This is a genomic window from uncultured Winogradskyella sp. (assembly GCF_937958655.1).
Classification (GTDB): Bacteria; Bacteroidota; Bacteroidia; order Flavobacteriales; family Flavobacteriaceae; genus Winogradskyella.
The window spans coordinates 1-21539 of record NZ_CALGNH010000043.1; the positions used below are offsets into that span (position 1 = coordinate 1).

Consider the following 21539-nt stretch of genomic DNA (forward strand, 5'->3'; position numbering starts at 1 on the left):
TTCTTCATATTCCGCTGGGTAATATAAATAGTATTGTAAATGCGATTTGGTTACGGTCTCCAATTCCGCATCAATAAGCCTGCCTTGTCCAGCACAGCTTTGCACCATAAAAAGGCTGGTAACTAATACTAAAAATCTTGCTTTAACTATTTTCACATGCACTTATTAATCTTTTCTACGCACTAAAAACCTTTTAAACCTTTCTCAAAGATTGAATTCTAAAAGAATAAAGTCTTGCTCAAATGTAGTAATTGTAAAGGTTTAAAAGAAATTGGTACTGTAGCTTAAAGCTGTTGTAGATTTATTTTAAAACGACATGCTCTTAACGTTTTATCACATAGTTAAATCTTATTTTGCTACAATATAAAACCTGTGAGTATTACACCTAAGATTAAAACAACTAATACCACTACAAAAAAGACAAAACCAAATTTAGTTTTAGTGTTTTTTTGAAAAATATATTTAGATGTTTGCTCATCTTCTTCTTTAATAAACTTTGTATTCTCTTCTCCTTGTTTCATTGTAATTAGCTTTATTTTAAAACGCAAACTACAGAAAACACCTTTTGTTCAGTGATTGATATGGAAGTATCATTAACGCAATCCATATTTTTAAATCAGTTAACAATTAGCTGATTAGCATTAATCCAAATCCAAAAGTTTCATCAATTTTGTAGAGATTTTAAACATAAGAATTATGAGCGATAGCAGTAACACTATTTTAGGAATATTAGCAGGAACAGCCATAGGAGCAACGTTAGGAATACTTTTTGCACCGGATAAGGGCACAGAGACTAGAAAAAAACTTGTGGAACAATCAAATGCACTGGTTGACGATGTAACCACAAGCACAACGCAGCTAAAACACCAGGTTGCGGATACTTTGACCTCTAAAAAGGAGTCCTTAGATGATAAAATGGAATCTTTAGTTTCTTCCGCCAGTTATAAGACAGAAGATGTTATAACTACACTTGAGGCAAAGCTGAAAGATTTAAAGGCTAGAAATAGAAAATTACAACGTTCTTAATGGGAGCAACTAAAAATATAGGTGCGCTAAGTGCCGAGTCTTTTGACAACTCTCAGGAATACGTTAAGCATTCTTGGGAGTACTACAAGTTAAAACTATTTATGCACTCGGCAGAACTTACAACAAACATTGTAAAGTTGTCCTTATACGGTTTTTTTGCTTTAATGGGTTTTCTTTTGCTATCCTTAGCACTGGCAATTTTTTTAGGAGAGGTGTTAAATAACAGTGCGCTTGGGTACATCTGCGTTGGAGTGAGCTATTTTATACTCATAGCGATACTATATTTTTTAAGGAAAAAAATTGAGAAATTTGTAATATTAAAACTTTCAAAATCAGTTTTTAATGATGAATAAAGCCACATACAGTTCGATAAACGAAATAAAACAGGATCTAAAAATTTTGAAGTTAAAAAGGGACATTAGCTACGAGCTTCTTCACCAAAATAAAGAAGACTTTGAAGAACTAATGACTCCGATGACATTATTGAACAAATTTTTGAGCCCTGTTAAAAAGATTGGAATAGCGTATTTGCTCAAGAAAATATTTTAAGAACTGCTCAAATAAATTTTTATTAAGCTGCTACTACGGATTTTCTGTTTTTCTTTAAAAATTCGCTTGGGCTAATACCAAACTTATCTTTAAAAATTTTAGAAAAATAGCTTCTACTACTAAAACCAATCGAATATACAATCTCTGAAATGTTCATTTCTGTGCTTGTCATATAATCACGAGCCACTTCTAGCCTTGCATGCCTAATATATTCTGTAACAGTTCTGTTATATAACAGCTTAAATCCTTCTTGCAACTTAGCTTGGGTTAAGCCGGTATCGTGAGCAATGTCCTCTAGCGTATATGCTACACAAATATTCTGTTCTATTTTTTTAGCATACGCTCTTATTAACTTTAGTTCTCGCTTTAATAAGGTTGTGGATAAGGTTTTATTATTAACCTCTCTATTATGCTGTAGCATATGCATGGATAAAATTTGATATACTAGCCCCTCAATTTGCATGATTCTGATCATACCGGTGGATTTTACCAATCGTAAAGCACCAATCTTATCCGCTAATTTTAAATTATAAGAACCATAGTAGGCAAAAACCTTTTCATGATCCGTGTCTAAAAAAACTTCGTAAAGCTTTTGATTTAAATTTTCTCCACTAGTTAGCCTCTTTTTTAAGAAAGGTTTTCTTGTTACTTGAATAACATTTATGGCTAGCTTTTTGTCCTTTGGAAAATACCCATAGTTGTAACCTCCCTCTCTACTCGTAATAATTACAGATTGAAATTGTTCTAAAGTTTTAATTTCGTTATCACTTTGGTAATCAAATCTATGCTCACAATACCCTTCCAAACAATAGGCAAAATGTATTGGGTTGTAGTTAGACGCATCCATAATCAAAGTTACCTCATCAAAAAAAGTTAAGTCATATTCCAAAAGGCTAACGCCCCAGTCAAAATCAATGAATCTAATGGAACCTTTTGCGTTATCATTGTCTATAGTTAAAGAGTATTCGCCCCACCGTTCCATAATCTCACCACCAATAACATCCTTAATTTGTCTAACAGTCCCTTCTGTGTCTTTAGCAGTAATATTAATAGTTATCATTTTAATTACAATTTGATTTATTTTTTAAAGATAGTTTTTTGTTTAACATTAAAGTTAACACTATTAAACAAAATAAGCGCTCAATTAAGAGCGCTTTTAATTTTTTGCTTGAAAGATTTAGTGTAAGTCTCTGGGTTTTGTGGTAAACTATCTCGGAGTAAATCTACGAGGTATTCGTAAAAAATAATTTTAATTTAGAGGCAAGTTTTAGTGTATTAAACCATTTTGCGGTACCAAGAAAAGTTTAATTTTTAAAGTACGCAAATTTTAAGATAATGCTGCTCATAAATTAGGTACATGCGCTTTTATCAAGTGCGCAGCTACCTGTACTCGGGATTTTCAAAATTCCATCTGGTACCATCATCCCATTCTTCTCTTGAATTTCCATAAGAAGGTATTCCCTTATTGGCTTTCAACATCTTACCAAGATGTAAGAGATTATAAGTCATAAAAGTGGTATTTCTATTGGTAAATTCATTATTCTTTGCATTTGCCTCCTTATCTAGGTAGCTGGGTCCTGGTCCAGCTTCGCCTATCCAACCTGCATCTGCTTGTGGAGAAATAGTAAATCCTAAATGTTGAAGCGCATATAAGATGCCCATCGCACAATGCTTAATGCCATCTTCGTTCCCAGTAATGATACACCCGCCTACTTTTCCGTAATAGACATATTGTCCTTTAGCATTGGTCTCTCCACTCATTCCGTACAACCGCTCGATTAATTTTGAAGCAACTGAAGATTTCTCACCCAGCCAAATAGGCGTACCGATAACCACTATATCCGAATTTTTAATCTTATTGTATAATTTAGGCCAATCGTCTTTTGTTGCGCCTTCTTTGGTCATATCTGGCTGTAAACCAACAGGTATATTATAGTCTGCAAGTCTTAGATATTCTACCATAACCCCTTCTTCTTCCATAATCTTCGTCGAAACCTTCATTAAACCTTCTGTATGGCTTTTTTGAGAAGAATTCTTAAGGGTACAATTAATAAAAATAGCTTTGAGTTCTGAAAAGTTTTTGTCCATGGTCTTTTTTTTAAATTTAATTAATAAGGTTCCAATTAGTTAATCCTATTGCTATAAATACGAACTCATTTCTTATACGTATTTGTGCTACCATTTAAATTGTATGAGCAAATAATAAGACTATTCATTAAATAATTTTGGCATTTAAAAACGGTATCCAATAAAGCTTAAAGTTATCTTTTAATGCTATCATAATTTGCAAGAAAACAGCAATTGCTTTTAATTATTCGATTAATGTTATGGTCTTTGCTATTAGCAAAAATGTTCTAAGGTTAAACTTTCTGGGGGCAATGCTACAGAGGCCTCTTTTAAAAAATTTTTTCAATTTCAAGGCAAGCCTAAGGGCATTAACCGCCTTGATGATGCCCATAAATAAAGTCCAAACAAAATGAATACTTCAAGAATTTAATTAAATGGAACAAAAATTTGAGAATGCGCTTGTTAAGATGTGGGATAAATTAGACGGCTGGTTTAATTCTTTTATTGCCAATCTACCTAATTTAATTTTAGCAATATTGGTATTTGTTATTGCCATACTACTTTCACGGTATATTAAAAAACTGGTTTACAAGTTATCTAGTAAAAGTAGCTTGCAACAAAGTATGAAACAGTTACTTTCTCAAATAGTTTCTATTATTGTTATATTATTTGGTCTTTTCTTGGTTCTAGGCATACTTAACCTAGGTAAAGCTTTAAATACAATATTGGCTGGTGCTGGTGTTGCAGGCTTAGCAGTAGGGCTTGCACTACAAGGTGCTTTAACAAATACGTATTCGGGTATCATTCTCTCCTATGTGAAACAAATAAAATTCGGGGACTGGATTGAAACCAATGACTACGAAGGAGAAATTGTAGATATAGACCTAAGGGTAGTTACTATAAAACAGGTGGATAATAACTTAGTCTATATTCCTAATAAGTTGGTGGTAGAAAATCCAATAAAAAACTACTCTACAACTGCCCAGTCTAGGGTAATTTTAAAGTGTGGTGTTGGGTACGGTTCAGATTTAGAGAAAGTTAGAAGTTTGATAAAACAAACTATTGTAGAAAATTTTGAAGCAGTAGCCGAAAAAGATGATATCCTTTTTCTTTACAGGGAGTTTGGTGATAGTGCGATAAATTTTGAAACCCGATTCTGGATAAATTCTACCTCGGCGTTAGAGGTGGCAAAAGCTAAAACAGAAGCTATGATTTTAATAAAGAAAGCGTTTGATGCTAGCGGAATTAATATCCCTTTCCCAATACGCACCTTAGACATACCCGAAGAAATACTAAAAAAATTAAACTAGAAATTTTTGCTAAGCGCGTTCAACTTCATTTTCAGATTTAAGCACCTTGCTTCCATCCTCTTGCTTTATAAACAATGCTTTGTTATCTGATGCTCCATTTCGTGTAACACTTGTACCTGAAATTGTTTTAGTAACACTTTCAGTATAGGTTTCCACTACTTTTCCTGTAGCATATCCTTTGCCCCATTTCCACTTTACTTTTGTTCCTTTTCTAATCATAATAAATACATATTTGTGCACAACCCCTGCCTTTTCTAGCTAAAAAACAGGGAGATATGGAAAGAGCTGTTGTGCACTGAGTAACCAAACTAAACATAACAAAAGTGGATTTTTTAAATAAAAAAAATGGTTGCTATTCCTAAAAAAAATAACCTTAAAAAAAGGTTTTAAAATAGTAAATAAGTTAATTTATTTATCATATGAAATAATCTTTCCCTTGCTTATAAAATAGCTTTGTAGAAAAAAGTTATGATATTAGAATTACTTACTGGTATGGCTATAGGTTTTGGTCTGGGAGTTTTAATAATGATTGTGGTAAGCGATTACTATGAAGAAAACCAAGGGAAGTTGCTTAATGACATTGACCAAACGATTCACGAATCAGGATTTATAGATATTCCTTTAGAACACATGTACCAAGTTAAAGAAAATCACAACCCAGAACTTAGAAGCAGATTTTTAAAAAGAATCCAACAATTTAAGTCAAGAAACAGGTTTTACAACTAAAGCTTGGCTATTAATACATTGTTTTTGTTTTTATAACTTTTTGGATTGCAATTAAATTTTTGCTTAAAAATTTTACAGAAATAACTTCTGCTAGTTAAGCCAACAGAATATACTATCTCAGATATATTTAAATCGGTTTCTCGCAATAATTTTTCAGCCATTTCTAATCGCGCATTTCTTACGTAATCCGCTACTGTTCTCTGGTATAAAAACTTAAAACCTTCTTGTAATTTAGCTGCTGCGAGTCCAGATTTTTTGCTTAGAGACTCAACAGAATATGGTATTTGGGGTTCTTCTCCAATCTGATTAGCCAAATCCATTATTTTCTGAATCTCTCGTTTAATTAGCTTAGTAGAATTAACCTTACCTTTTGTCTCTGTTCTGTATTGCTCAATATGGCTTGCCAGTATAAGAATGCACAAACCTTCATAATAGAGAAGGCCAGATAAGGTGTCCACGTACCTTGCTTTTGACATTTTTTTTACGTAGTCCGCTATTTCTAAATTCAATTGCCCTAAATGAACCAGATTGTGCTTCCTTCTTAAATCCATCAAGAAGGATTTTAATTTTTGGGCTATAAATGTGGGGTTTTCAGAATGTTTAATAAAGTAGGTATCGGTGTCTATGCGCAATAAATATAGCTTAATATTAGAATTTGCTTTTAAGACCAATCCTCCGGCAAAATCCTTTCCAGATTTTACGATAGCTGTCTGCAGCTCATTTAATTTTACAAAGTGATTATTGTGTTGTGTGGCATAAAAACTATACCCTTGAAAACAATACAGAAAATAAATAGCCTGATTATTTTCTGATGACAGTGGCAAATATGTATCCTCCGTTAACTTAAGGTCAAACTCTACAAAAAACAGACCGTCATCAAAATTTATACATTTAACATCCCCTGTACCCGATTCGTTACCAACATTTAAGGTGTAATTTTCTCCTTCTTTTTGAATTTCGCCCCTAATATGGAAAGAAAGTTTATCCAACTCATCATGCGCACGCTGTCTTCTTTTTTCCATTTTTGATTGATTTAAAGATGTTTTCTTATTCTTAAAAAAACTTATTTAGTATGTCCAAAATTAGCTTATTGAAGAACTACACATTAACATTTTCGAAGAAATGTTTAACGTATTAAAGGATAAAGCAAAAAAATAAAACCTAACTCTAAACAATTAATTTTAAACGTGTTACAATTATTTTTTTTTGAGTCAACTAAAACCTGATTTTTAAGCTTAATTGCATCCATATTTTAAGGTATGTTTTACAAACTTTCAAATGCGGTTGAAAAAAATAAGATTGAGAAAGATTTAAATCTTAGATTTAAGTATCCAAATCTTTATGTTCCTGACCTAATCATTAACGGTCTTACGGAGGCTACAATATCTATTGTGACCATGGAGGATAAAGATGAAATTAACCTTGCAATCTGGGGGTTAATGCCAGAAGATTATAAAGAAGATTGGAGCACTTTTCAAGAAATCTCAAATACGTTAAATCTTAATCTGCATCAACTACAAACAGTTTCATGGATGAAACCTGCGCTCAAGCACAGACGCGCACTTATTTTGGTATCTGGCTTCTTCGCTTATCTTTTAAGAAAAGGAACTGTATATACCTATTATGTGAGTTTACCTAACGACAAATCATTTTTTATTGGCGGCATATACAACCAACTTGATGATGGATTTTTAAGTTGCTCACCGATAACCACTAAAGCAAATAAATTCATCTCTAGCTTTCATAACGTAGATAACCAGATGCCCATAATAATAACCGATAGCGTAGTTGAAACTTGGATGTCTGAAAAAACCACAGAAAGCACTATAGCACAACTAATTAAAAATCCTCCAAAACCCAAACTACGTGCAAACCCCATTGCTAACGATTTCTTTAAGAATAAAATCGTTTATAACTCACTATTACAACCGGTTTATTACGATGAAATTCCAAAGGGAGGATTGTCTAATTCCTAGATTTAAGTTTAATTTTTTTTCTATACTCGGTGGGTAATATTCCATAATGCTCACTAAATATCTTAGAAAAGTAGCTTCTACTCTTTATACCCACTTTGTACACCACCTCAGATATAGAATAATCCGTGTTCTTTAAATAATCTCGAGAAATCTCTAACTTAATTTTCTTTACATACTCATTAACCGATTTCTCATAAAGCATTCTAAACCCCAACTGAAGTTTCTTTGCGCTCAATCCAGACTCTTCAGACAGAATAGCAATGGTAATTGGTTCTGCAATATTATCTACAATGTAGCCTGCTAGTTTATGGATTTTTTTAATGTCTGATACCGATAAGGAATCCGATAGTTTGTCTTCGGTCTCAAATTTGTGTTGCTCTAACAACTGCATTGCCAAAATAATATTTAACCTTCCTTCTATGCTCAGTGCATTAATGGCTCCGTAGGTTTTGTCTGCACGTATTTCCTTAACGTGATCTGCAATTTTTAGGTTAAAATTTCCTAAATGCTTGTAAGGTAAGTTTACTGATTCATCTTTAAAAACAGAACGAATTACATCATTAAAATAAGCCAAGTTATTATGCTTCTTTTTAGCATATTGTTTCTTAAGAATATGGATTATATTAACCTGAACATTTACTCTCTTTGGAAAAACAAGCGTCTTCTTAGATTGCTTTTTTGGAGCAATTATAATATTTTGATAACGCTCTAATTGCACTTCTTCTGGGTCTATTCCTTGAATATAGCCCAATTTTCCTTCCGAAATAAAAATGAACTCCAAAGGGGGCTCCGCCCCAGTCTCATATACTATCTTGATGTCCTTTAAAAAATTTACATCATAATCAATTAGTGATATCCCCCAATCAAATGAAATAGTTCTTATAGTTCCTTTTCCATGAATATTGTTAAAAACGAGCGATTTTACTCCCCCTTGCTCAACAATCTCTCCTTCTAAGAAATAATTTAATTGATTTAGTAAATCATCTATAGGATGGTTTTTTAAAACAATCTCTTTCATAACGTTTCTTTTTCGTTACAAAGAAATTGTAAGGAGCAAAAAACGTTTAACAATTTTGAAATTTAAACTAACAAAATCGGATAGTTACATCAGTTAAATTGTTAAGTAATTATTAAAACCTAGGCAGATTGATTTGTTTGATTTTGCTTCCTATGCTTAGAAATATACTGTTTGGGAGAGATTCCGAACTTTTCTTTAAAAATTTTAGAGAAGTAGCTTCTTGAATTAATTCCTATTTTATATGTAATCTCGGTGATATTCAAATCTGAGTTCTCCATCAGCTCTTTAGCTTTATCCATTCTTACATCTTTAATATACTGGTTTACCGATTTTTTAAACAAGTAATTAAAGCCGTCTTGCAGGGTGTTTTGATTTAATCCAACACGCTTGGCAATACTAAGAATACTGCCTAAAACAGCCATCTCTTCTTGAATAATAGTACTAGCTTCTTCAATTTTATCTACCGTATTCTGCCTAAGAATTCTTCTACTATCGGGTTCTTTTGTATCGTCTAAATATTGCTTTAAGTAATGTGTAAGTATTTCATAAATTTTACCTTCTTGAAAAACATGGCGCATAAAACCTGTTAATTCTGTAGTAGTATATTCCTCTATGTACTTAGCAATATCTAGGCTGTAATACCCTTGATAGAACAAGGCGTTTACACCATTGGAATCTCTAAAAATCTCCTCTAAATTATTGTCCATTTCCGCAAGAAAAGAATCTATTTTTTCCTCAAAGGTTTTTCTGTCTATCCTAATTGCAAAAAAGCAACCTGGCGAATCTTTGGGTATTCTTAAACTATTGCTATCGCTTAAACCAGCGCAGGCCATCATACTTTCTAAATGTTTAATGGTCTTATCACCGCTACCAGAATGAGAATAGGTAATTTTTTCTTCTCTATTAAATAAAATTACCAGAGGCTGAACAACTTCTTTAGCAAACGTAAAATGCAATGGTTTTTTAAGGGTACAATCGAATTCGTAAGCAAAAATTCCGTAATCAAAATCATAGGTCTTAATATAGCCATGGCCTACATCTTTGGGAAAAGACATGCAATATGCTCTATTTTCCTCTTCAAACTCAGAATTCAATTCTTTGGCAATAATCTCAATAAAGTGTTTAGCACTATTGTTGATGATATGTATTTCTTTCTCCACATCTTATTGTTAACTCTAAATATACTACTATTAAGAGAAAACTTCTTTAAATGTTTAAGTATCCACAGGTAATGAGTCAACATAATTATTGATAAAGTTAAGTGATATGCTAGTTAATTCTGAATTTTATAAAGTATTGATTAAGAGTTAATCAAACACTAACTAAAAAAAAAAGTATGTTACGTTGGTCAATCACTTTCATCGTTTTAGCAATTATTGCCGGAATTTTTGGATTTGGAGGAATAGCAGCCGGTGCAGCAAGTATTGCTAAAATTCTATTCTTTCTCTTTATACTATTCTTTATAGTATCTCTTATTAGAGGTAGAAAAAAAATATAAAACATAATAAACAGTCAAATTAAAAGGAATGAAAAAATCATTATTATTATTTTCAGTGCTATTACTATCCGTATTAACATTAGCACAGTGCAGAGAAACAAAAGAAGAAAAAGCTGAGGATGCTATAGAAGAAATTGGAGATGGTCTAGAGGATGCTGGGGAGGATGTTGAAGATGCCGTTGATGGTGTTAAAGAAGAAGTGGAAAGCGAAACTGATGACTATTAATAGTATAATTTAAAAAAATTAGCCCTGATTTTTACATCAGGGCTTTTTTTATGATCCTAAGAAAAAACACTTAAGAATAGTGCTATTAAGCGGGTTTGCATTCACGAATTATTAAGCTCTCTATTGGCAGTAATGATGGCATCTAAAAGGTACGCTAATGGTCTTTTTACTTATTTTCTTGCCCCCGTTCAATAGCATCATTAAAATCTATTTTACCATCTACTTGATTCTTAAAGGCTTCTATCCACCCATTTTTAACCGTATTAAAAATAGTTGGCCACACTTTTCCTTGAACATTATTTAAGTTACCTTCTAAAGGTACACTTGTTGCTAAGGTATTCTTCCCCTTATTTTTAAGTAAAAATTTAAAAAAGCCCACAAAACCTTCCCATAATACGCTTAAAAATCCGTCACCTTCTCCTATGAGTTTGGCGTCTTTCAAGATTGGTTTAACGTATCCTGTTAAAAACCCATTAGCGATAGCTATTTCACTGTACAGGTTAAAGTTACCGCTGTCAAAATCTATACCTGCATAATGTCTAGTAAAATCATTAAGTGCAGTTGCATTTGCCTTCTCCAGAGAAAAGCTCATGTCCATGTCTGGAATTTGCTTTACCAAATCCATTTTACCATTTAATATTACTTTTCCCTTGCCAATAGATGTTGCCGTTGCAGAAATTTTAGATGGAAGATTTAGTTGCTTTTGCACCACATTTCTTAGATTGTTGGCATACAATTCAATATTAGCAAAATGTAAATCAATGTTAGGATCAGCATTTAATTGCAGAAAAGCAGCTTTACCGTTAGTAATTACTAGATTATTAATAGCTATAGGAACAATGTCGGTAAGTGCGTCTGTCCAATCGTTAAAATCTGCATCCGCAGCATCTTCTTGTTGCTGATCTTCGAATACATAAATAAATTCTGGAGAATTTAAATAGATTTCGCTTACCACCTTGCCTTTAAACAAAGATTTCCATTCAATAGAGATATCCGTTTTGGGGAAATTTAAAAATGGTATCTCGGTTGTAGCATCTACCTTATTCAATTTTAAAGTATTGATTACATAAGCACCTCTTAGCAAAGCAATATCAATATCGGCTACAGAACCATTATAACCTGGTATGTCGTTTAGTGCCTTGTTTACGTAATCTTTAACTATAACAGGTAATAATAATCTAAATATAATAAGTAATACTATTATAGTTACAGGTATTATGTAGCGCTTTTTTCGGTAACTCTTTCTTTTTAAATTCTTACTCATAGCTTGTTTTGTTTCTTTTTACCCTTACCTGTAATGGTTTCAATTATACCATCTTTTAAACATGTCCAAATATAGTTAGGAAAAGATTTGGTTCTATCTGGTTTAGTTGCTATTGCGCCATGTCGGTATCCATTGGCATCATTATTAGAACCGTCATTAACCAATAGGTTTCCTATAAAAGACAGCACTTTGTTTATTTTTAATAAATCTTTTCTTAAAACTTCTAACTTAAAATCCTCATACTTCATTTTTACATCTCCGGTTGCAGCATACCTGTCTCCGCTAAAAGTAAAATACATTTGATCCACACTACCTTGAGCTGTAGCTTGCAAACTACTCCTAAAAAAATCGTCTAACTGTTTTGCTCTAAAATTTTTAATGCTACCTGAAACAAAAAAGGTCTCCAACGTATCCAATGGTTTCATGCTATAATTAATAGTTAAGGCTGCTTCTCCCATTAGCCGAGAACTTAATTTGGTCTCAATTTTTGTGTTCTTGTAATTGGATATATTTAAAATTGTACCTTCTAAAGTATCAAATTTTAATTTTGATGGTTCTCGAGATAAATCAATTCTTTCGGAATAGACTAGGTTTCCGTTTTGCAGTATTATACTATCCGTTGCCATCTTAAGAGGCACACTTCTAAGCATTTGCCCATAATAAGCTGTGCTTACGATATTATCAGGTAAAAGTTTATCTCTAAAAACTTCTAAAGTAAAATCTTTAAGTAAACCTTTTTTTATTTTTAGTTCTGGTTCATTTTTTTTGAAGGTAAAATTGATATTTTCTAGCGTAATTTTTTTTACAAAGAAGTCGAAATAGTCCCTTTCTTTATAAAGTTTTGTTGTTAACATGGATTTACTGTAATGTGTTTTTATAGCTAAATCGTTAATTTTTAAGTCGCCACGTTCTAAAAAAAACTTTGGTATGTGAAGATTTTCGAATTTATTAAGTTTTAGATAAAAACGTTCTACCGCAAGGTGCTCCAATTGCTTATCACTAAAAAAGGTAAAGTCTTGTAACGCTTTAACCGCAATGTCTTTAACCACTAGTTTTTTTAAAGACAAACTAGCTAAGGTATCTTGTTGGTTACCAGTTTTTAAAAAGACACCATCGTAGATTTTAAAATTATTAATCCGTATTGCATTAGATGGAGGCTTATGGTATGATGTTAGATTGTTACCTTCTAGGGCTTTGGTCAACTTTAAATTTGGGCTAAAAACTTCTAAAGTATTAATATGCAACTCGTTTTTAAAAAATAATTTGTAAAGATTAACACCTTTTACACTAAGGCAACCCGTTTGTAATTTTATCTTTTCTGGTTGTTTAGTAGTTTCAAAGTTTATATTAGTTATTGTCCAAACAGCACCTAATAATTCTAAGTTTACTTTTTCTACATTACCTGCGTAATTTTCATTTAATTCTAGGAGCTCGTTAATATGGTTTTTTACTAGGTGAGGTAAAATAACTTTAATTGTCATAAAAATTACAATGACCGCTAGTATTAAAATACGATATCTTTTAATAAAATTCAAAGGCTCGTTATAAGATTAATTTCTCTTGTCATATGCGCTATCTGCATCGTTAGCAATAAATTCTATAATAGCTTTCGGAGTTTTAAAATACAAATACTTTTCACCTATTAAGGCGATAACACCTATTATAATTTCTGGATTATTGGTTATTATTTTTAGCCAATCTTCCATAGAAAAACTACCGTCTAAAGTGACATCCATTTTTTTAAGTGAAGCATGATTTTTATCTATTAAATCTAAGGGTTCTTTAGCTAAACCTTCTAGTAATTGACTCCATTGTGTTGGGGTTATTTCTTCCTTGGCTGTATCAATTGCAAGTATTTTTTTGTCCGAAGAACTAAAATAAACTTTTGCCTCATTGTCATTTATCGCTTTTGAATTGTAAAAAAGCTTAATTACATTTTTATCGCTGGCTATTGTTCCCATAGTATTCTTTTTTGGTAAAAGTAGTTTACGATAACACCTATTATTAACCCATATACAATAAATACTGACTAATTAGCTTGCTATTTTCCTGATAATTACATCTGCTTAACAGTATAGCTTACTGAGGCAACATAGCGTCAACAAGCATTAGATAGACGACTACAGCAATAACTATTGGACGCTACATCTAAAAGTCTAGGATATTGAATTTTAGCTATTTACTAAATAAAGTAAATTGCCTCGGGGTTATTAAACCATTTGGCTATGCCAATAAAAAAGAACTGCTGTTTACCAACTATTGTTATTCTATAAATAACTTTTTGTTTTGCGGCAATCCTTATAGTAAATGAGGTAATTAAAGCTATGTTATATTCCTATTTTTGGTTTAAAATTAAAACATGAAAAAAATAGTATTTTATTTACTTTTAGCGGCGACAACAACAGCAAGTGCGCAGACAATTTCAAAAAATGCGTTAGGGTTACGCGTTGGTGATAATGATGGTTTTGGTGGAGAAATATCTTACCAACGCTATTTAAAAGAAAACAACAGATTAGAGTTTGATTTGGGTTTTAGAAGTTCTAACAACGTAGATGCCTTTAAATTGGTCGGGCTTTACCAGTGGGTAATGCCCATAGACGGAGGTTTTAATTGGTATGTAGGTGCAGGTGGAGGTTTAGGCTCTTTTGATGCTGGTGAAAATGACGGCACATTTGCCTTGGTAGCAGGAGATTTGGGCATTGAGTATAATTTCGATTTTCCTTTACTTCTATCATTGGATATAAGGCCCGAACTCGGATTTAACGACCAGTTTTCAAATGATTTAGATTTAGATATCGCCCTAGGTATTCGATATCAATTCTAAAGTAAAAAACAATAATTAAAAGAGCTATAAACCATAGCTCTTTTTCTATCCCTTATCGTTTTGAGAAAAAGAATAAAGCAACTTTTACTAATTGTTCTCTTAATAATTATAAGTTACATGGTTTTTTCTAAGCCTAAAAAAATAATCCCAAAAAGTATTGAAAAAGAAGTATTAACGGCTCTTGCATTTTACCCAGAACTTGAACAAATACCGATTGAATTTAAATTTAAAAAAAATATTAAAAAATCTGTTATGCAAGCCCAACCAACAATGGGTAGTATTTTTAGGAATAAAAACAAAAGGGGATATAAAATACTAATAAGTGAAAAATTTAAAATAACAGGTAACGAATTTAAAACTATAAACATACCGTCTAACATACTTATTGGTTGGATAGGCCATGAGTTGGGACACGTAAAAGATTATCAAGAAAGAAATGCCATAAATTTAATACGTTTTGGAATAAGATATGTTTTATTAAAAGAGCATGTGAAAAAAGCAGAGAGAGCTGCAGATTCTTTTGCAGTTAGTAAAGGAATGGGCGACTACATTATACAAACAAAACGTTTTATTCTTGATAACGCGGCTATAGATGAAAATTATAAAAACAAGATACGCGAGTATTACCTATCTCCCGAAGAAATAATGGAAATGATTAAAAAAATGGATTCTTTGAATAACTCTCTCTAAACTGCCTCTTTTACGAAGCTTTCCCATTCGGCAAATCGCTCTTCTCCCATTACCCGTTCCATTTTTACTTGGCCTCCTTTTTTCTTATTGGCACCACTCCACTCGGTAAAAATTTTAGGATTAGTCATATGAACTTTAACCCCCTTTAGGGCTTTGCTTCTTGCTACATCATAATTTTTATTCGCGCTTTTAAGATAATTATCAAGAGCTTTAGCAACTTTTTCTTCATTAATAGGTGTATCGCAACCTAAATACCAAGTGTGGTAAAAACCATCATCATAACGTTTTGCGCACAAGGTATATTCCGGTATTTTAAGATTAAAATCTGCTTCTAAGCTTTTTAATGCATCGTTTAACTTATTTACAGAAAGTTGAGAGCCTACTGTATTAAGGAAAAATTTTGTTCTCCCAGTTATTTTAATTTCCGCTCTTTCCACATCAGTAAACTGAATTGTATCACCAATAATATAGCGCCAAGCCCCAGCAACGGTGGAGATAATTAAAACATAGTCTTGTTGCAAAACTACCTCATCTAAAGTGTAAGAAGGTGCATTATTAGTTAGCGACCCGTCTTGATTTATATATTCTGGTTTAAAAGGAACAAATTCAAAATAAATACCATTATCGGTAATTAATTTCATAGCAGAGGTCTCTGGACGACTTTGAAAAGCTATAAAACCTTCGGAAGCCAAATAGGTGTCGATAACCTGAATTGGTTTACCCAACAAGGCATTAAAGCTTTTTTCATAGGGATCAAACGCTACACCACCCGAGGTATATACCGTAAGGTTAGGCCAAATCTGGTGAATATGGTCTAAATTATTATAGTCAATGACTTTCTTTAGCATCAATTCCATCCATGATGGTATTCCGCTTAAAGCACCAATGTCCCAATTTTTTGCTTGTTTAGCAATTTCCAGAACGCGGGCATCCCAGTCATCTATTTTGGCAATAGCCTCTCCTGGTTTGTAATAACCTTTAAACCAAAAAGGAATATTACTGGCACTAATACCACTTATTTCCCCTTCTTGATGTACTCCTCTTTCTTCTAAATCTGTAGAACTACCGAGCATCATAATTTCTTTTTCAAAAAAATTAGTAGGTAAATTAAAGTTGGACAGCGCCAAAACCTGTTTAATTCCTGCATTTTTTATTGAGGCTATCATAGCATCAGTAACGGGGATACGCTTGCTTTTTTTACCAGTAGTTCCAGAGCTTAATGCAAAATATTCTGGGTTGCCAGACCAAGTAATATTTTCCTTTCCCGCTACGACTTCTCCCCACCATTCTTTAGAAATCTTATCGTAGTCATGATAAGGTACTTTTAGCGCATACTCTTTTTGAAAATTTGATGAATCTAATATGTCTTTAAAGGCATATCTATTTCCAAAATTAGTGTCAGATGCAGAAGTTAATAACTCTTTTAGCACAATTTTTTGCTCTTCTACAGGGTTACTAACCGAAGACAAATTATCCGTTAAATCTATTACTCCTTTTATAATACCTCCAATTATAGCCATATCCTATTTTAATTAAAGGGCAGACTAGGCAGCCTGCCCCTAGTAAACTACCTCGGGGCAAGCCCACGAGGCGTTGGTTAGAAAACCTATCTTCATTTTCAAGACAAGCCTCGGGCTATTAAACCCATTGGCGGTGCCAATGAAATTAAAATTCTTTTTTATGCGTTTACAACTTGACCTTCATGTTTACCCTCGCAAAGCTCTTCGATAACTTTGTCAATAAACTGGGGTAAATCTTCTGGATTTCTACTTGTGGTTAGTCCCTCATCTACAACTACAGCTTCATCTACCCAATTGGCTCCGGCATTTATCACGTCATCTTTAATGCTGTGGTACGATGTTACGTTTCTATTTTCAATTACACCAGCACTTATTAAAAGCCATGGAGCATGACATATGGCCGCAACAGGTTTACTTTGCTCAAAAAAGTCTTTAATGAAGGTTAGTGCATTTTCATTTGTTCGAAGCAAATCTGGGTTTGCCACACCGCCTGGTAACACCAAGGTGTGGTAATCGTCTGCCGCTACTTCACTCACCAGTTTGTCCACCTTTATTGAATCTCCCCAATTGTTACCATCCCAGCTTTTAATTTTTCCTTCTTTAACAGAGATAATGTGTACGTTTGCGCCTTCTTCCTTAAGTGCGTTCATAGGTTTAAAAAGTTCAGATTTCTCGAATCCATCGGTAGCCAGTATAGCTACATTTTTGTTTTGAAGTTTCATAGTATATATTTTTTGTTTTTCAAATTTAGTTAGGTTAAAAAGACACGCTTTCCTCAAAAAAATGGATTGTTAACTTGTTTGAAAAAGAAGTTTTATATAAAGCAAATAAAAAGGACTCCCGAAACAGGAGCCCTTTTACACGTGTGTATTCTGGGGGTAGATAAGCTCCAGAGAGTATATCAACTTGCCAAAAAAATGGTCGTTCCCCTATGATTCATTTACAATTCAAATATAAAAACCGCATCACTTAAAAAAGTGCTCTTAGCATACAAATATGTTCGCTATAGCTAATCGTTATTTACTTTAAATATTTGGTACTTAAGGATGCTTTGAAAAAATGTAGCTTGGAATATTAGTAACACTGAATTAATGTATGCTTAAACCATTAATTTCTACTATTTTGAAGAGGCCCATGAAGGTTTGAGCGCGAATTATGTCTTGTTTTTTACCTTAATTGTCTGCGATTAGAACCATATCTTGCAGCAAATACCATTGTAAATTGTGCCCCAAAGAATAGGATAAGACAAGAATAAGAAACCCATAGTAATATAAGAACTATAGTCCCAGCAGCTCCGTAGGTTGAGCCTGGGTTAGCTTGTCCAAAATAAAAACTCAGCAGAAACTTACCTAAAACAAATAAAATAGCTGTAATAATTGCTCCCACCCAGACTGATTTCCACTTTATTTTGGTATCTGGCAAATACTTAAAAATTAGTGCAAACAATACAGTTATGATACCTATGGAAACTATGGAGTCTAAAAGAAAAGCAATATAAACTACAAACTCGGGCAGCATACTTTTTAAATAATCATTTAGGGCGGTAATTGCAGCCGTAACAATAAAACTGATTAATAACAAAAAACCAACGACCATTATAAAAGCAAAACTACGCGCTCTGTCTAATAAAAGTTTTATAAATGTAGATTTTGGGTTGGGCTTTAAATTCCATATTTCATTTATGGATAATTGCAGATGATAGAAAACTCCGGTTGCACCGTAAAGTAAAGTAAGCAGTCCCAGAGCTGTAGCAACTAAACTTTTCTTCTCATTTTGTGTCTCTACAATCATCGACTGTATAGCGGCAGCGGCATCTTGCCCCAAAGCGTTTGAAATCTCACTCGTTAATTGTCCTTGAACAATCTCATAACCCCAAATGGCTCCAACTATATTAACAATTATCACTAACAGCCCTGGGAGCGAGAGAACTGCGTAATATGCAATTACAGCACTAAGTCTAAAAGGGTCTTTACCATACCAAGCCTTGTAAGTTTCTAAAATTAAACTTAGACTATCTTTTAGTTTAAATTTTTTGGATGTCACCAACTCTATTTTGCTGAACTATCGTTAATTTCAAAGGTATTGCCATTTTTATTACCATCATTATTTTTATCGTTTGTCTTGTCTTTAGATATTTTGTCACCGACCATTTTGTCATTAATTCTAAAGTTTTTACCGTTCTTATCCTTATCCATAATATTTGCGTTTTTTGCAAAGGTGAAAAAGTAGTTTAAACTCCATTAACTTTATCAAATTATTTTTATACTCATTTCAATTAAAGCGCATTAAAAAACCAAATGGGTTACAATTAACAGTTATATGATAAAGCTTTTACATTCCATATTCTTTATTTTGTTTCATAGACCCAATACCGTAGCGTATTTACCATAGCTACGGATATGTTAAAGCGTGATTTACAATTTATTGCTGACTAAGACCTAGCTATTGTAATACCGTATAGTGGTTTAAAGAATAAATAATCTATGCATGTGTAATCTCTTGTAATGGAATAAGAAAGACTAGAAAAGGTAAACTACCTTGGGGCAGGTTCATGAGGTATTCGTTGGAAAACCTGTTTTTAATTTCTAGGTAAGCCTCGGGATATCAAACTCTGTGGCAGTGCCAATAAAAGAGGATGACCTTGTAAATTTTGTCATTAGCTCCTTTAATAGGTTTGAGAAAGATGAAATTGACAGCATTGGTTTTCACGTAAAACAGCGAGTTGGACAAAATTAATTGATTATAAATAAAATAGAAACAAACAGTATTATGGCAAAAACCTTAAATCAAAATTTCTACAATTCCCTTCTAACAAAACCACAAATAGCGATTGAAGAATTGGATTTAATTTATGTAAATGTTAATGACATGCACATTGTAAGAAAAAAAAGAGATTCAGGTTTTTGCTATTTATTGCACGATAAAACGGTAACGGAAAAGCGTGAACTTGATAGAATAAATAGTTTGGTAATTCCGCCTGCTTGGAAAAAAGTGAAGATTACTGAGCTGCCTAATGGTCATTTACAAGCCGTAGGTAGAGATAAAAAAAACCGAAGACAGTATAGGTACCACGAGGACTGGATGAAAATACGTAACCAGACAAAGTTCTACAAGCTGGTTTCTTTTGCGGAAAGTCTTCCTAAAATAAGAGCACAGGTTGACAAGGATTTAAAAAGAGAAGGTTGGCCCAAAAACAAAGTCGTAGCACTTATAGTTAAGTTAATGGAGGAGACGCATATACGAATAGGAAATGAGCAATATGCTAAAAGAAATAAAACCTATGGTCTATCTACCATGCGCAAGAGACATATAAATCTTTATAAAGAACGACTACGGTTTGAGTTTGTGGGTAAAAAAGGGAAAAAACATAAGGTTACTTTAAGGAATAAAAAGTTGGTGCGCTTAGTAAACCAGTGTGAGGAAATTCCTGGATGGGAACTTTTTAAATATTATGACGCAACTGGAGAAAAGCACAGCGTGGACAGTGGCTTAGTTAATGATTATATTCATAAAATTTCTGGATACTCTTTTAGTTCTAAGGATTTTAGAACCTGGGCTGCCTCTTTAATTTTTTTCGATGCACTGTACGATATGTCTAGGAGCAAAAGTAAAAAGATTATAAAAAACAACATTTTAACGGCTTTAGATATGGCCGCAAAAGGCTTAGGCAATTCTCGTAATGTATGCCGTAATTATTATGTACATCCATACATTGTAACTGCTTACGAAAATGGGACAATTGAAAAATTTTTTAAAAAGGTAAATATAGATAGCTCTAATGCTAAATGGTATTCCAACTCAGAAATTGCATTGTTATCACTTTTAAAATCATACAAGCCATCTTTTAGTTAGATAAATACAAATAGGCTAATAGTTATTTCTTTTTTCTAAGAATTTTATAGCCTGTATAAGCCGCATGTACACCCAATAAAATTAATTTGCCTTTCCTTCCTTTTGTTAATACTAGAGCTACTTTTAATAATTTTCTCATGACCCTATACCTGCTGTAAATTCACGTTTCCTTTTCTGTAATTGGTCTGTTAAATCCCTAATAGTTTCTTTAGTTGCACTTCTAAAATCTTCTGCATTAGTGTCTGCATATAATCTTGGCCCGGGCGCGCTTAACCTTATCTCACAAAGGCTATTTTTTCCATCGCTTCGGTTGTCTCTTCTTAAAAAAACATCTGCTCTATGTATAAAATTATATTTTTCACTTAGAGAAGTTAGCTCCTTTTTTAAGAATGCTTCTAAACTTTGTGATCTGTTTATATCTACATAATTGAAAATAACTTGAAAGTCTTTCATCTTAAACTTGTTTATTGTTTTATCTGTACGCTAAATTATAAGATTGGATATCTAAAGGTTTATTCAAATGATAGAATCATTGATTCAAAAGCTTTAGCAAGGGTAACATTGTACTTAAAAGAATTTCTAATAAACCAACTAAAAACCCTCTAGTAATTTATATTTAGGCTTACAATACGTTCAAAGATTTTCGTTGCTAAAGAATTTTGTGCGTACAACAGAGGTACTTTGCCATAATTAGTTTTAGATAAAAGCTGGGTTGAGTCTTTATACAGAAAATTAAAGTGACAGGTGGTAATTTTAACAAATAATCTAATCAACCCACAAATGGATAAAAGCAACCAAAAATATCTGTTAACCAAATTCTAACTACAATTTGAATTAAGATATATAAATAAACGCATTTGCAATTTACAAAGGCTTTGGTTTATCAGTAATTGCGAAAAGATTGCATATACTAATAGTACTCCGTGCTTAAAATAAAACCACAAAAAAACGCTCAAGTGAGCTTGAGCGTTTTTTTGTGGTTTTGGTTTATCT

Annotated in this window: 26 protein-coding genes; 11 read left to right on the forward strand and 15 right to left on the reverse strand. The window is 32.7% G+C overall.

Translation table 11 applies throughout. The features are described from left to right. Nucleotides 1-356 precede the first annotated feature (356 nt). Nucleotides 357-521: a hypothetical protein gene (locus Q0800_RS09150; protein ID WP_299129050.1), complete on the reverse strand. Its 165-nt coding sequence runs from the start codon at nucleotides 519-521 to the stop codon at nucleotides 357-359. Between the two features lie 175 nt (nucleotides 522-696). Between Q0800_RS09150 and Q0800_RS09155 the strand changes: the two genes are divergently transcribed. Genes Q0800_RS09155 through Q0800_RS14170 form a run of 3 tightly spaced genes read left to right on the forward strand, consistent with a single transcriptional unit; the run spans nucleotide 697 to nucleotide 1575 of the window. Then, nucleotides 697-1026: a YtxH domain-containing protein gene (locus tag Q0800_RS09155; protein ID WP_299129052.1), complete on the forward strand. Its 330-nt coding sequence runs from the start codon at nucleotides 697-699 to the stop codon at nucleotides 1024-1026. After that, nucleotides 1026-1379, forward strand: a complete 354-nt coding sequence (locus Q0800_RS09160) for a phage holin family protein (protein ID WP_299129054.1) — start codon at nucleotides 1026-1028, stop codon at nucleotides 1377-1379. The genes Q0800_RS09155 and Q0800_RS09160 overlap by 1 nt, the downstream gene beginning before the upstream one ends. Then, nucleotides 1372-1575, forward strand: a complete 204-nt coding sequence (locus Q0800_RS14170) for a DUF6327 family protein (protein WP_366518839.1) — start codon at nucleotides 1372-1374, stop codon at nucleotides 1573-1575. Before Q0800_RS09160 ends, Q0800_RS14170 begins: the two co-directional genes overlap by 8 nt. A 22-nt stretch (nucleotides 1576-1597) precedes the next feature. Here Q0800_RS14170 and Q0800_RS09165 read toward each other — a convergent pair whose 3' ends face one another. Continuing rightward, nucleotides 1598-2635 (reverse strand): AraC family transcriptional regulator, encoded by a 1038-nt coding sequence (locus tag Q0800_RS09165; RefSeq protein WP_299129055.1) that lies wholly within the window; start codon nucleotides 2633-2635, stop codon nucleotides 1598-1600. 320 nt (nucleotides 2636-2955) lie between these two features. Continuing rightward, nucleotides 2956-3663 carry a flavodoxin family protein gene (locus Q0800_RS09170; protein ID WP_299129056.1) on the reverse strand — a complete coding sequence of 236 codons (708 nt, stop codon included), beginning with the start codon at nucleotides 3661-3663 and terminating at the stop codon, nucleotides 2956-2958. A 413-nt stretch (nucleotides 3664-4076) separates the two neighbouring features. Between Q0800_RS09170 and Q0800_RS09175 the strand changes: the two genes are divergently transcribed. Next, nucleotides 4077-4952, forward strand: a complete 876-nt coding sequence (locus tag Q0800_RS09175) for a mechanosensitive ion channel family protein (RefSeq protein ID WP_299129057.1) — start codon at nucleotides 4077-4079, stop codon at nucleotides 4950-4952. A gap of 9 nt (nucleotides 4953-4961) precedes the next feature. Here the strand turns inward: Q0800_RS09175 and Q0800_RS09180 are convergent, their stop codons facing one another. Continuing rightward, nucleotides 4962-5171: a DUF2945 domain-containing protein gene (locus tag Q0800_RS09180; protein WP_299129058.1), complete on the reverse strand. Its 210-nt coding sequence runs from the start codon at nucleotides 5169-5171 to the stop codon at nucleotides 4962-4964. A gap of 249 nt (nucleotides 5172-5420) precedes the next feature. Here Q0800_RS09180 and Q0800_RS09185 point away from each other — a divergent pair, with 249 nt between their 5' ends. Then, entirely contained in the window at nucleotides 5421-5678 is a 258-nt protein-coding gene (locus tag Q0800_RS09185) for a hypothetical protein (protein WP_299129060.1), read from the forward strand. On the opposite strand, the gene Q0800_RS09190 is transcribed toward Q0800_RS09185, so the two are convergent. Continuing rightward, complete coding sequence (locus Q0800_RS09190) at nucleotides 5675-6700, reverse strand: helix-turn-helix transcriptional regulator (RefSeq protein ID WP_299129062.1); 1026 nt, start codon at nucleotides 6698-6700, stop codon at nucleotides 5675-5677. The genes Q0800_RS09185 and Q0800_RS09190 overlap by 4 nt on opposite strands. Nucleotides 6701-6937: 237 nt before the next feature. Here Q0800_RS09190 and Q0800_RS09195 point away from each other — a divergent pair, with 237 nt between their 5' ends. Beyond that, nucleotides 6938-7654 carry an SOS response-associated peptidase family protein gene (locus Q0800_RS09195; protein WP_299129064.1) on the forward strand — a complete coding sequence of 239 codons (717 nt, stop codon included), beginning with the start codon at nucleotides 6938-6940 and terminating at the stop codon, nucleotides 7652-7654. On the opposite strand, the gene Q0800_RS09200 is transcribed toward Q0800_RS09195, so the two are convergent. Together Q0800_RS09200 and Q0800_RS09205 are read right to left on the reverse strand one after the other, a co-directional pair. Then, complete coding sequence (locus Q0800_RS09200; RefSeq protein WP_299129065.1) at nucleotides 7644-8672, reverse strand: AraC family transcriptional regulator; 1029 nt, start codon at nucleotides 8670-8672, stop codon at nucleotides 7644-7646. The two genes, Q0800_RS09195 and Q0800_RS09200, sit on opposite strands and share 11 nt — an antisense overlap. 119 nt (nucleotides 8673-8791) lie before the next feature. After that, nucleotides 8792-9832: an AraC family transcriptional regulator gene (locus tag Q0800_RS09205; protein WP_299129066.1), complete on the reverse strand. Its 1041-nt coding sequence runs from the start codon at nucleotides 9830-9832 to the stop codon at nucleotides 8792-8794. A gap of 176 nt (nucleotides 9833-10008) precedes the next feature. Here Q0800_RS09205 and Q0800_RS09210 point away from each other — a divergent pair, with 176 nt between their 5' ends. Both Q0800_RS09210 and Q0800_RS09215 read left to right on the forward strand, forming a co-directional pair. Further along, nucleotides 10009-10170, forward strand: coding sequence for a DUF1328 family protein (locus Q0800_RS09210; protein ID WP_299129067.1), 162 nt, complete (start codon nucleotides 10009-10011; stop codon nucleotides 10168-10170). A gap of 28 nt (nucleotides 10171-10198) precedes the next feature. Further along, nucleotides 10199-10396 carry a hypothetical protein gene (locus Q0800_RS09215; RefSeq protein WP_299129068.1) on the forward strand — a complete coding sequence of 66 codons (198 nt, stop codon included), beginning with the start codon at nucleotides 10199-10201 and terminating at the stop codon, nucleotides 10394-10396. A 166-nt stretch (nucleotides 10397-10562) separates the two neighbouring features. Here Q0800_RS09215 and Q0800_RS09220 read toward each other — a convergent pair whose 3' ends face one another. The 3 genes from Q0800_RS09220 to Q0800_RS09230 form a co-directional block, all read right to left on the reverse strand. Beyond that, nucleotides 10563-11660, reverse strand: a complete 1098-nt coding sequence (locus Q0800_RS09220) for a DUF748 domain-containing protein (RefSeq protein WP_299129069.1) — start codon at nucleotides 11658-11660, stop codon at nucleotides 10563-10565. After that, entirely contained in the window at nucleotides 11657-13141 is a 1485-nt protein-coding gene (locus tag Q0800_RS09225) for a hypothetical protein (protein ID WP_299129070.1), read from the reverse strand. Before Q0800_RS09225 ends, Q0800_RS09220 begins: the two co-directional genes overlap by 4 nt. Before the next feature lie 69 nt (nucleotides 13142-13210). Continuing rightward, nucleotides 13211-13621, reverse strand: a complete 411-nt coding sequence (locus tag Q0800_RS09230) for a hypothetical protein (RefSeq protein ID WP_299129072.1) — start codon at nucleotides 13619-13621, stop codon at nucleotides 13211-13213. A 398-nt stretch (nucleotides 13622-14019) separates the two neighbouring features. Between Q0800_RS09230 and Q0800_RS09235 the strand changes: the two genes are divergently transcribed. Both Q0800_RS09235 and Q0800_RS09240 read left to right on the forward strand, forming a co-directional pair. Further along, nucleotides 14020-14484: a hypothetical protein gene (locus Q0800_RS09235; protein WP_299129073.1), complete on the forward strand. Its 465-nt coding sequence runs from the start codon at nucleotides 14020-14022 to the stop codon at nucleotides 14482-14484. A gap of 117 nt (nucleotides 14485-14601) precedes the next feature. After that, on the forward strand, nucleotides 14602-15174 hold the full coding sequence (locus Q0800_RS09240; protein WP_299129074.1) for a hypothetical protein: 573 nt from the start codon (nucleotides 14602-14604) through the stop codon (nucleotides 15172-15174). Here Q0800_RS09240 and Q0800_RS09245 read toward each other — a convergent pair. From Q0800_RS09245 to Q0800_RS09260, 4 genes are all read right to left on the reverse strand, one after another. Then, nucleotides 15171-16694: a GH3 auxin-responsive promoter family protein gene (locus Q0800_RS09245; RefSeq protein ID WP_299129075.1), complete on the reverse strand. Its 1524-nt coding sequence runs from the start codon at nucleotides 16692-16694 to the stop codon at nucleotides 15171-15173. The two genes, Q0800_RS09240 and Q0800_RS09245, sit on opposite strands and share 4 nt — an antisense overlap. A 158-nt stretch (nucleotides 16695-16852) precedes the next feature. Further along, complete coding sequence (locus Q0800_RS09250; protein WP_299129077.1) at nucleotides 16853-17416, reverse strand: type 1 glutamine amidotransferase domain-containing protein; 564 nt, start codon at nucleotides 17414-17416, stop codon at nucleotides 16853-16855. A 445-nt stretch (nucleotides 17417-17861) separates the two neighbouring features. After that, nucleotides 17862-18737 carry a YihY/virulence factor BrkB family protein gene (locus Q0800_RS09255; RefSeq protein ID WP_366518838.1) on the reverse strand — a complete coding sequence of 292 codons (876 nt, stop codon included), beginning with the start codon at nucleotides 18735-18737 and terminating at the stop codon, nucleotides 17862-17864. 5 nt (nucleotides 18738-18742) lie between these two features. Next, entirely contained in the window at nucleotides 18743-18889 is a 147-nt protein-coding gene (locus tag Q0800_RS09260) for a hypothetical protein (RefSeq protein ID WP_299129079.1), read from the reverse strand. Between the two features lie 574 nt (nucleotides 18890-19463). Here Q0800_RS09260 and Q0800_RS09265 point away from each other — a divergent pair. Beyond that, nucleotides 19464-20546, forward strand: a complete 1083-nt coding sequence (locus tag Q0800_RS09265; RefSeq protein WP_299129081.1) for a DNA topoisomerase IB — start codon at nucleotides 19464-19466, stop codon at nucleotides 20544-20546. A 135-nt stretch (nucleotides 20547-20681) separates the two neighbouring features. Here the strand turns inward: Q0800_RS09265 and Q0800_RS09270 are convergent, their stop codons facing one another. Then, nucleotides 20682-20999 (reverse strand): HPF/RaiA family ribosome-associated protein, encoded by a 318-nt coding sequence (locus Q0800_RS09270; RefSeq protein ID WP_299129082.1) that lies wholly within the window; start codon nucleotides 20997-20999, stop codon nucleotides 20682-20684. Nucleotides 21000-21539: the final 540 nt, after the last annotated feature.

What these genes read in the sequence shown, in the direction of transcription:
- Q0800_RS09185 (WP_299129060.1), top strand. Translation starts at nt 5,421, where the DNA reads ATGATATTAGAATTACTTACTGGTATGGCTATAGGTTTTGGTCTGGGA.
- Q0800_RS09225 (WP_299129070.1), bottom strand. Translation starts at nt 13,141, where the DNA reads ATGACAATTAAAGTTATTTTACCTCACCTAGTAAAAAACCATATTAAC.
- Q0800_RS09195 (WP_299129064.1), top strand. Translation starts at nt 6,938, where the DNA reads ATGTTTTACAAACTTTCAAATGCGGTTGAAAAAAATAAGATTGAGAAA.
- Q0800_RS09240 (WP_299129074.1), top strand. Translation starts at nt 14,602, where the DNA reads ATGGTTTTTTCTAAGCCTAAAAAAATAATCCCAAAAAGTATTGAAAAA.
- Q0800_RS09215 (WP_299129068.1), top strand. Translation starts at nt 10,199, where the DNA reads ATGAAAAAATCATTATTATTATTTTCAGTGCTATTACTATCCGTATTA.
- Q0800_RS09165 (WP_299129055.1), bottom strand. Translation starts at nt 2,635, where the DNA reads ATGATAACTATTAATATTACTGCTAAAGACACAGAAGGGACTGTTAGA.
- Q0800_RS09270 (WP_299129082.1), bottom strand. Translation starts at nt 20,999, where the DNA reads ATGAAAGACTTTCAAGTTATTTTCAATTATGTAGATATAAACAGATCA.
- Q0800_RS09155 (WP_299129052.1), top strand. Translation starts at nt 697, where the DNA reads ATGAGCGATAGCAGTAACACTATTTTAGGAATATTAGCAGGAACAGCC.
- Q0800_RS09170 (WP_299129056.1), bottom strand. Translation starts at nt 3,663, where the DNA reads ATGGACAAAAACTTTTCAGAACTCAAAGCTATTTTTATTAATTGTACC.
- Q0800_RS14170 (WP_366518839.1), top strand. Translation starts at nt 1,372, where the DNA reads ATGAATAAAGCCACATACAGTTCGATAAACGAAATAAAACAGGATCTA.
- Q0800_RS09150 (WP_299129050.1), bottom strand. Translation starts at nt 521, where the DNA reads ATGAAACAAGGAGAAGAGAATACAAAGTTTATTAAAGAAGAAGATGAG.
- Q0800_RS09260 (WP_299129079.1), bottom strand. Translation starts at nt 18,889, where the DNA reads ATGGATAAGGATAAGAACGGTAAAAACTTTAGAATTAATGACAAAATG.
- Q0800_RS09180 (WP_299129058.1), bottom strand. Translation starts at nt 5,171, where the DNA reads ATGATTAGAAAAGGAACAAAAGTAAAGTGGAAATGGGGCAAAGGATAT.
- Q0800_RS09190 (WP_299129062.1), bottom strand. Translation starts at nt 6,700, where the DNA reads ATGGAAAAAAGAAGACAGCGTGCGCATGATGAGTTGGATAAACTTTCT.
- Q0800_RS09220 (WP_299129069.1), bottom strand. Translation starts at nt 11,660, where the DNA reads ATGAGTAAGAATTTAAAAAGAAAGAGTTACCGAAAAAAGCGCTACATA.
- Q0800_RS09235 (WP_299129073.1), top strand. Translation starts at nt 14,020, where the DNA reads ATGAAAAAAATAGTATTTTATTTACTTTTAGCGGCGACAACAACAGCA.
- Q0800_RS09175 (WP_299129057.1), top strand. Translation starts at nt 4,077, where the DNA reads ATGGAACAAAAATTTGAGAATGCGCTTGTTAAGATGTGGGATAAATTA.
- Q0800_RS09200 (WP_299129065.1), bottom strand. Translation starts at nt 8,672, where the DNA reads ATGAAAGAGATTGTTTTAAAAAACCATCCTATAGATGATTTACTAAAT.
- Q0800_RS09245 (WP_299129075.1), bottom strand. Translation starts at nt 16,694, where the DNA reads ATGGCTATAATTGGAGGTATTATAAAAGGAGTAATAGATTTAACGGAT.
- Q0800_RS09160 (WP_299129054.1), top strand. Translation starts at nt 1,026, where the DNA reads ATGGGAGCAACTAAAAATATAGGTGCGCTAAGTGCCGAGTCTTTTGAC.
- Q0800_RS09230 (WP_299129072.1), bottom strand. Translation starts at nt 13,621, where the DNA reads ATGGGAACAATAGCCAGCGATAAAAATGTAATTAAGCTTTTTTACAAT.
- Q0800_RS09250 (WP_299129077.1), bottom strand. Translation starts at nt 17,416, where the DNA reads ATGAAACTTCAAAACAAAAATGTAGCTATACTGGCTACCGATGGATTC.
- Q0800_RS09210 (WP_299129067.1), top strand. Translation starts at nt 10,009, where the DNA reads ATGTTACGTTGGTCAATCACTTTCATCGTTTTAGCAATTATTGCCGGA.
- Q0800_RS09265 (WP_299129081.1), top strand. Translation starts at nt 19,464, where the DNA reads ATGGCAAAAACCTTAAATCAAAATTTCTACAATTCCCTTCTAACAAAA.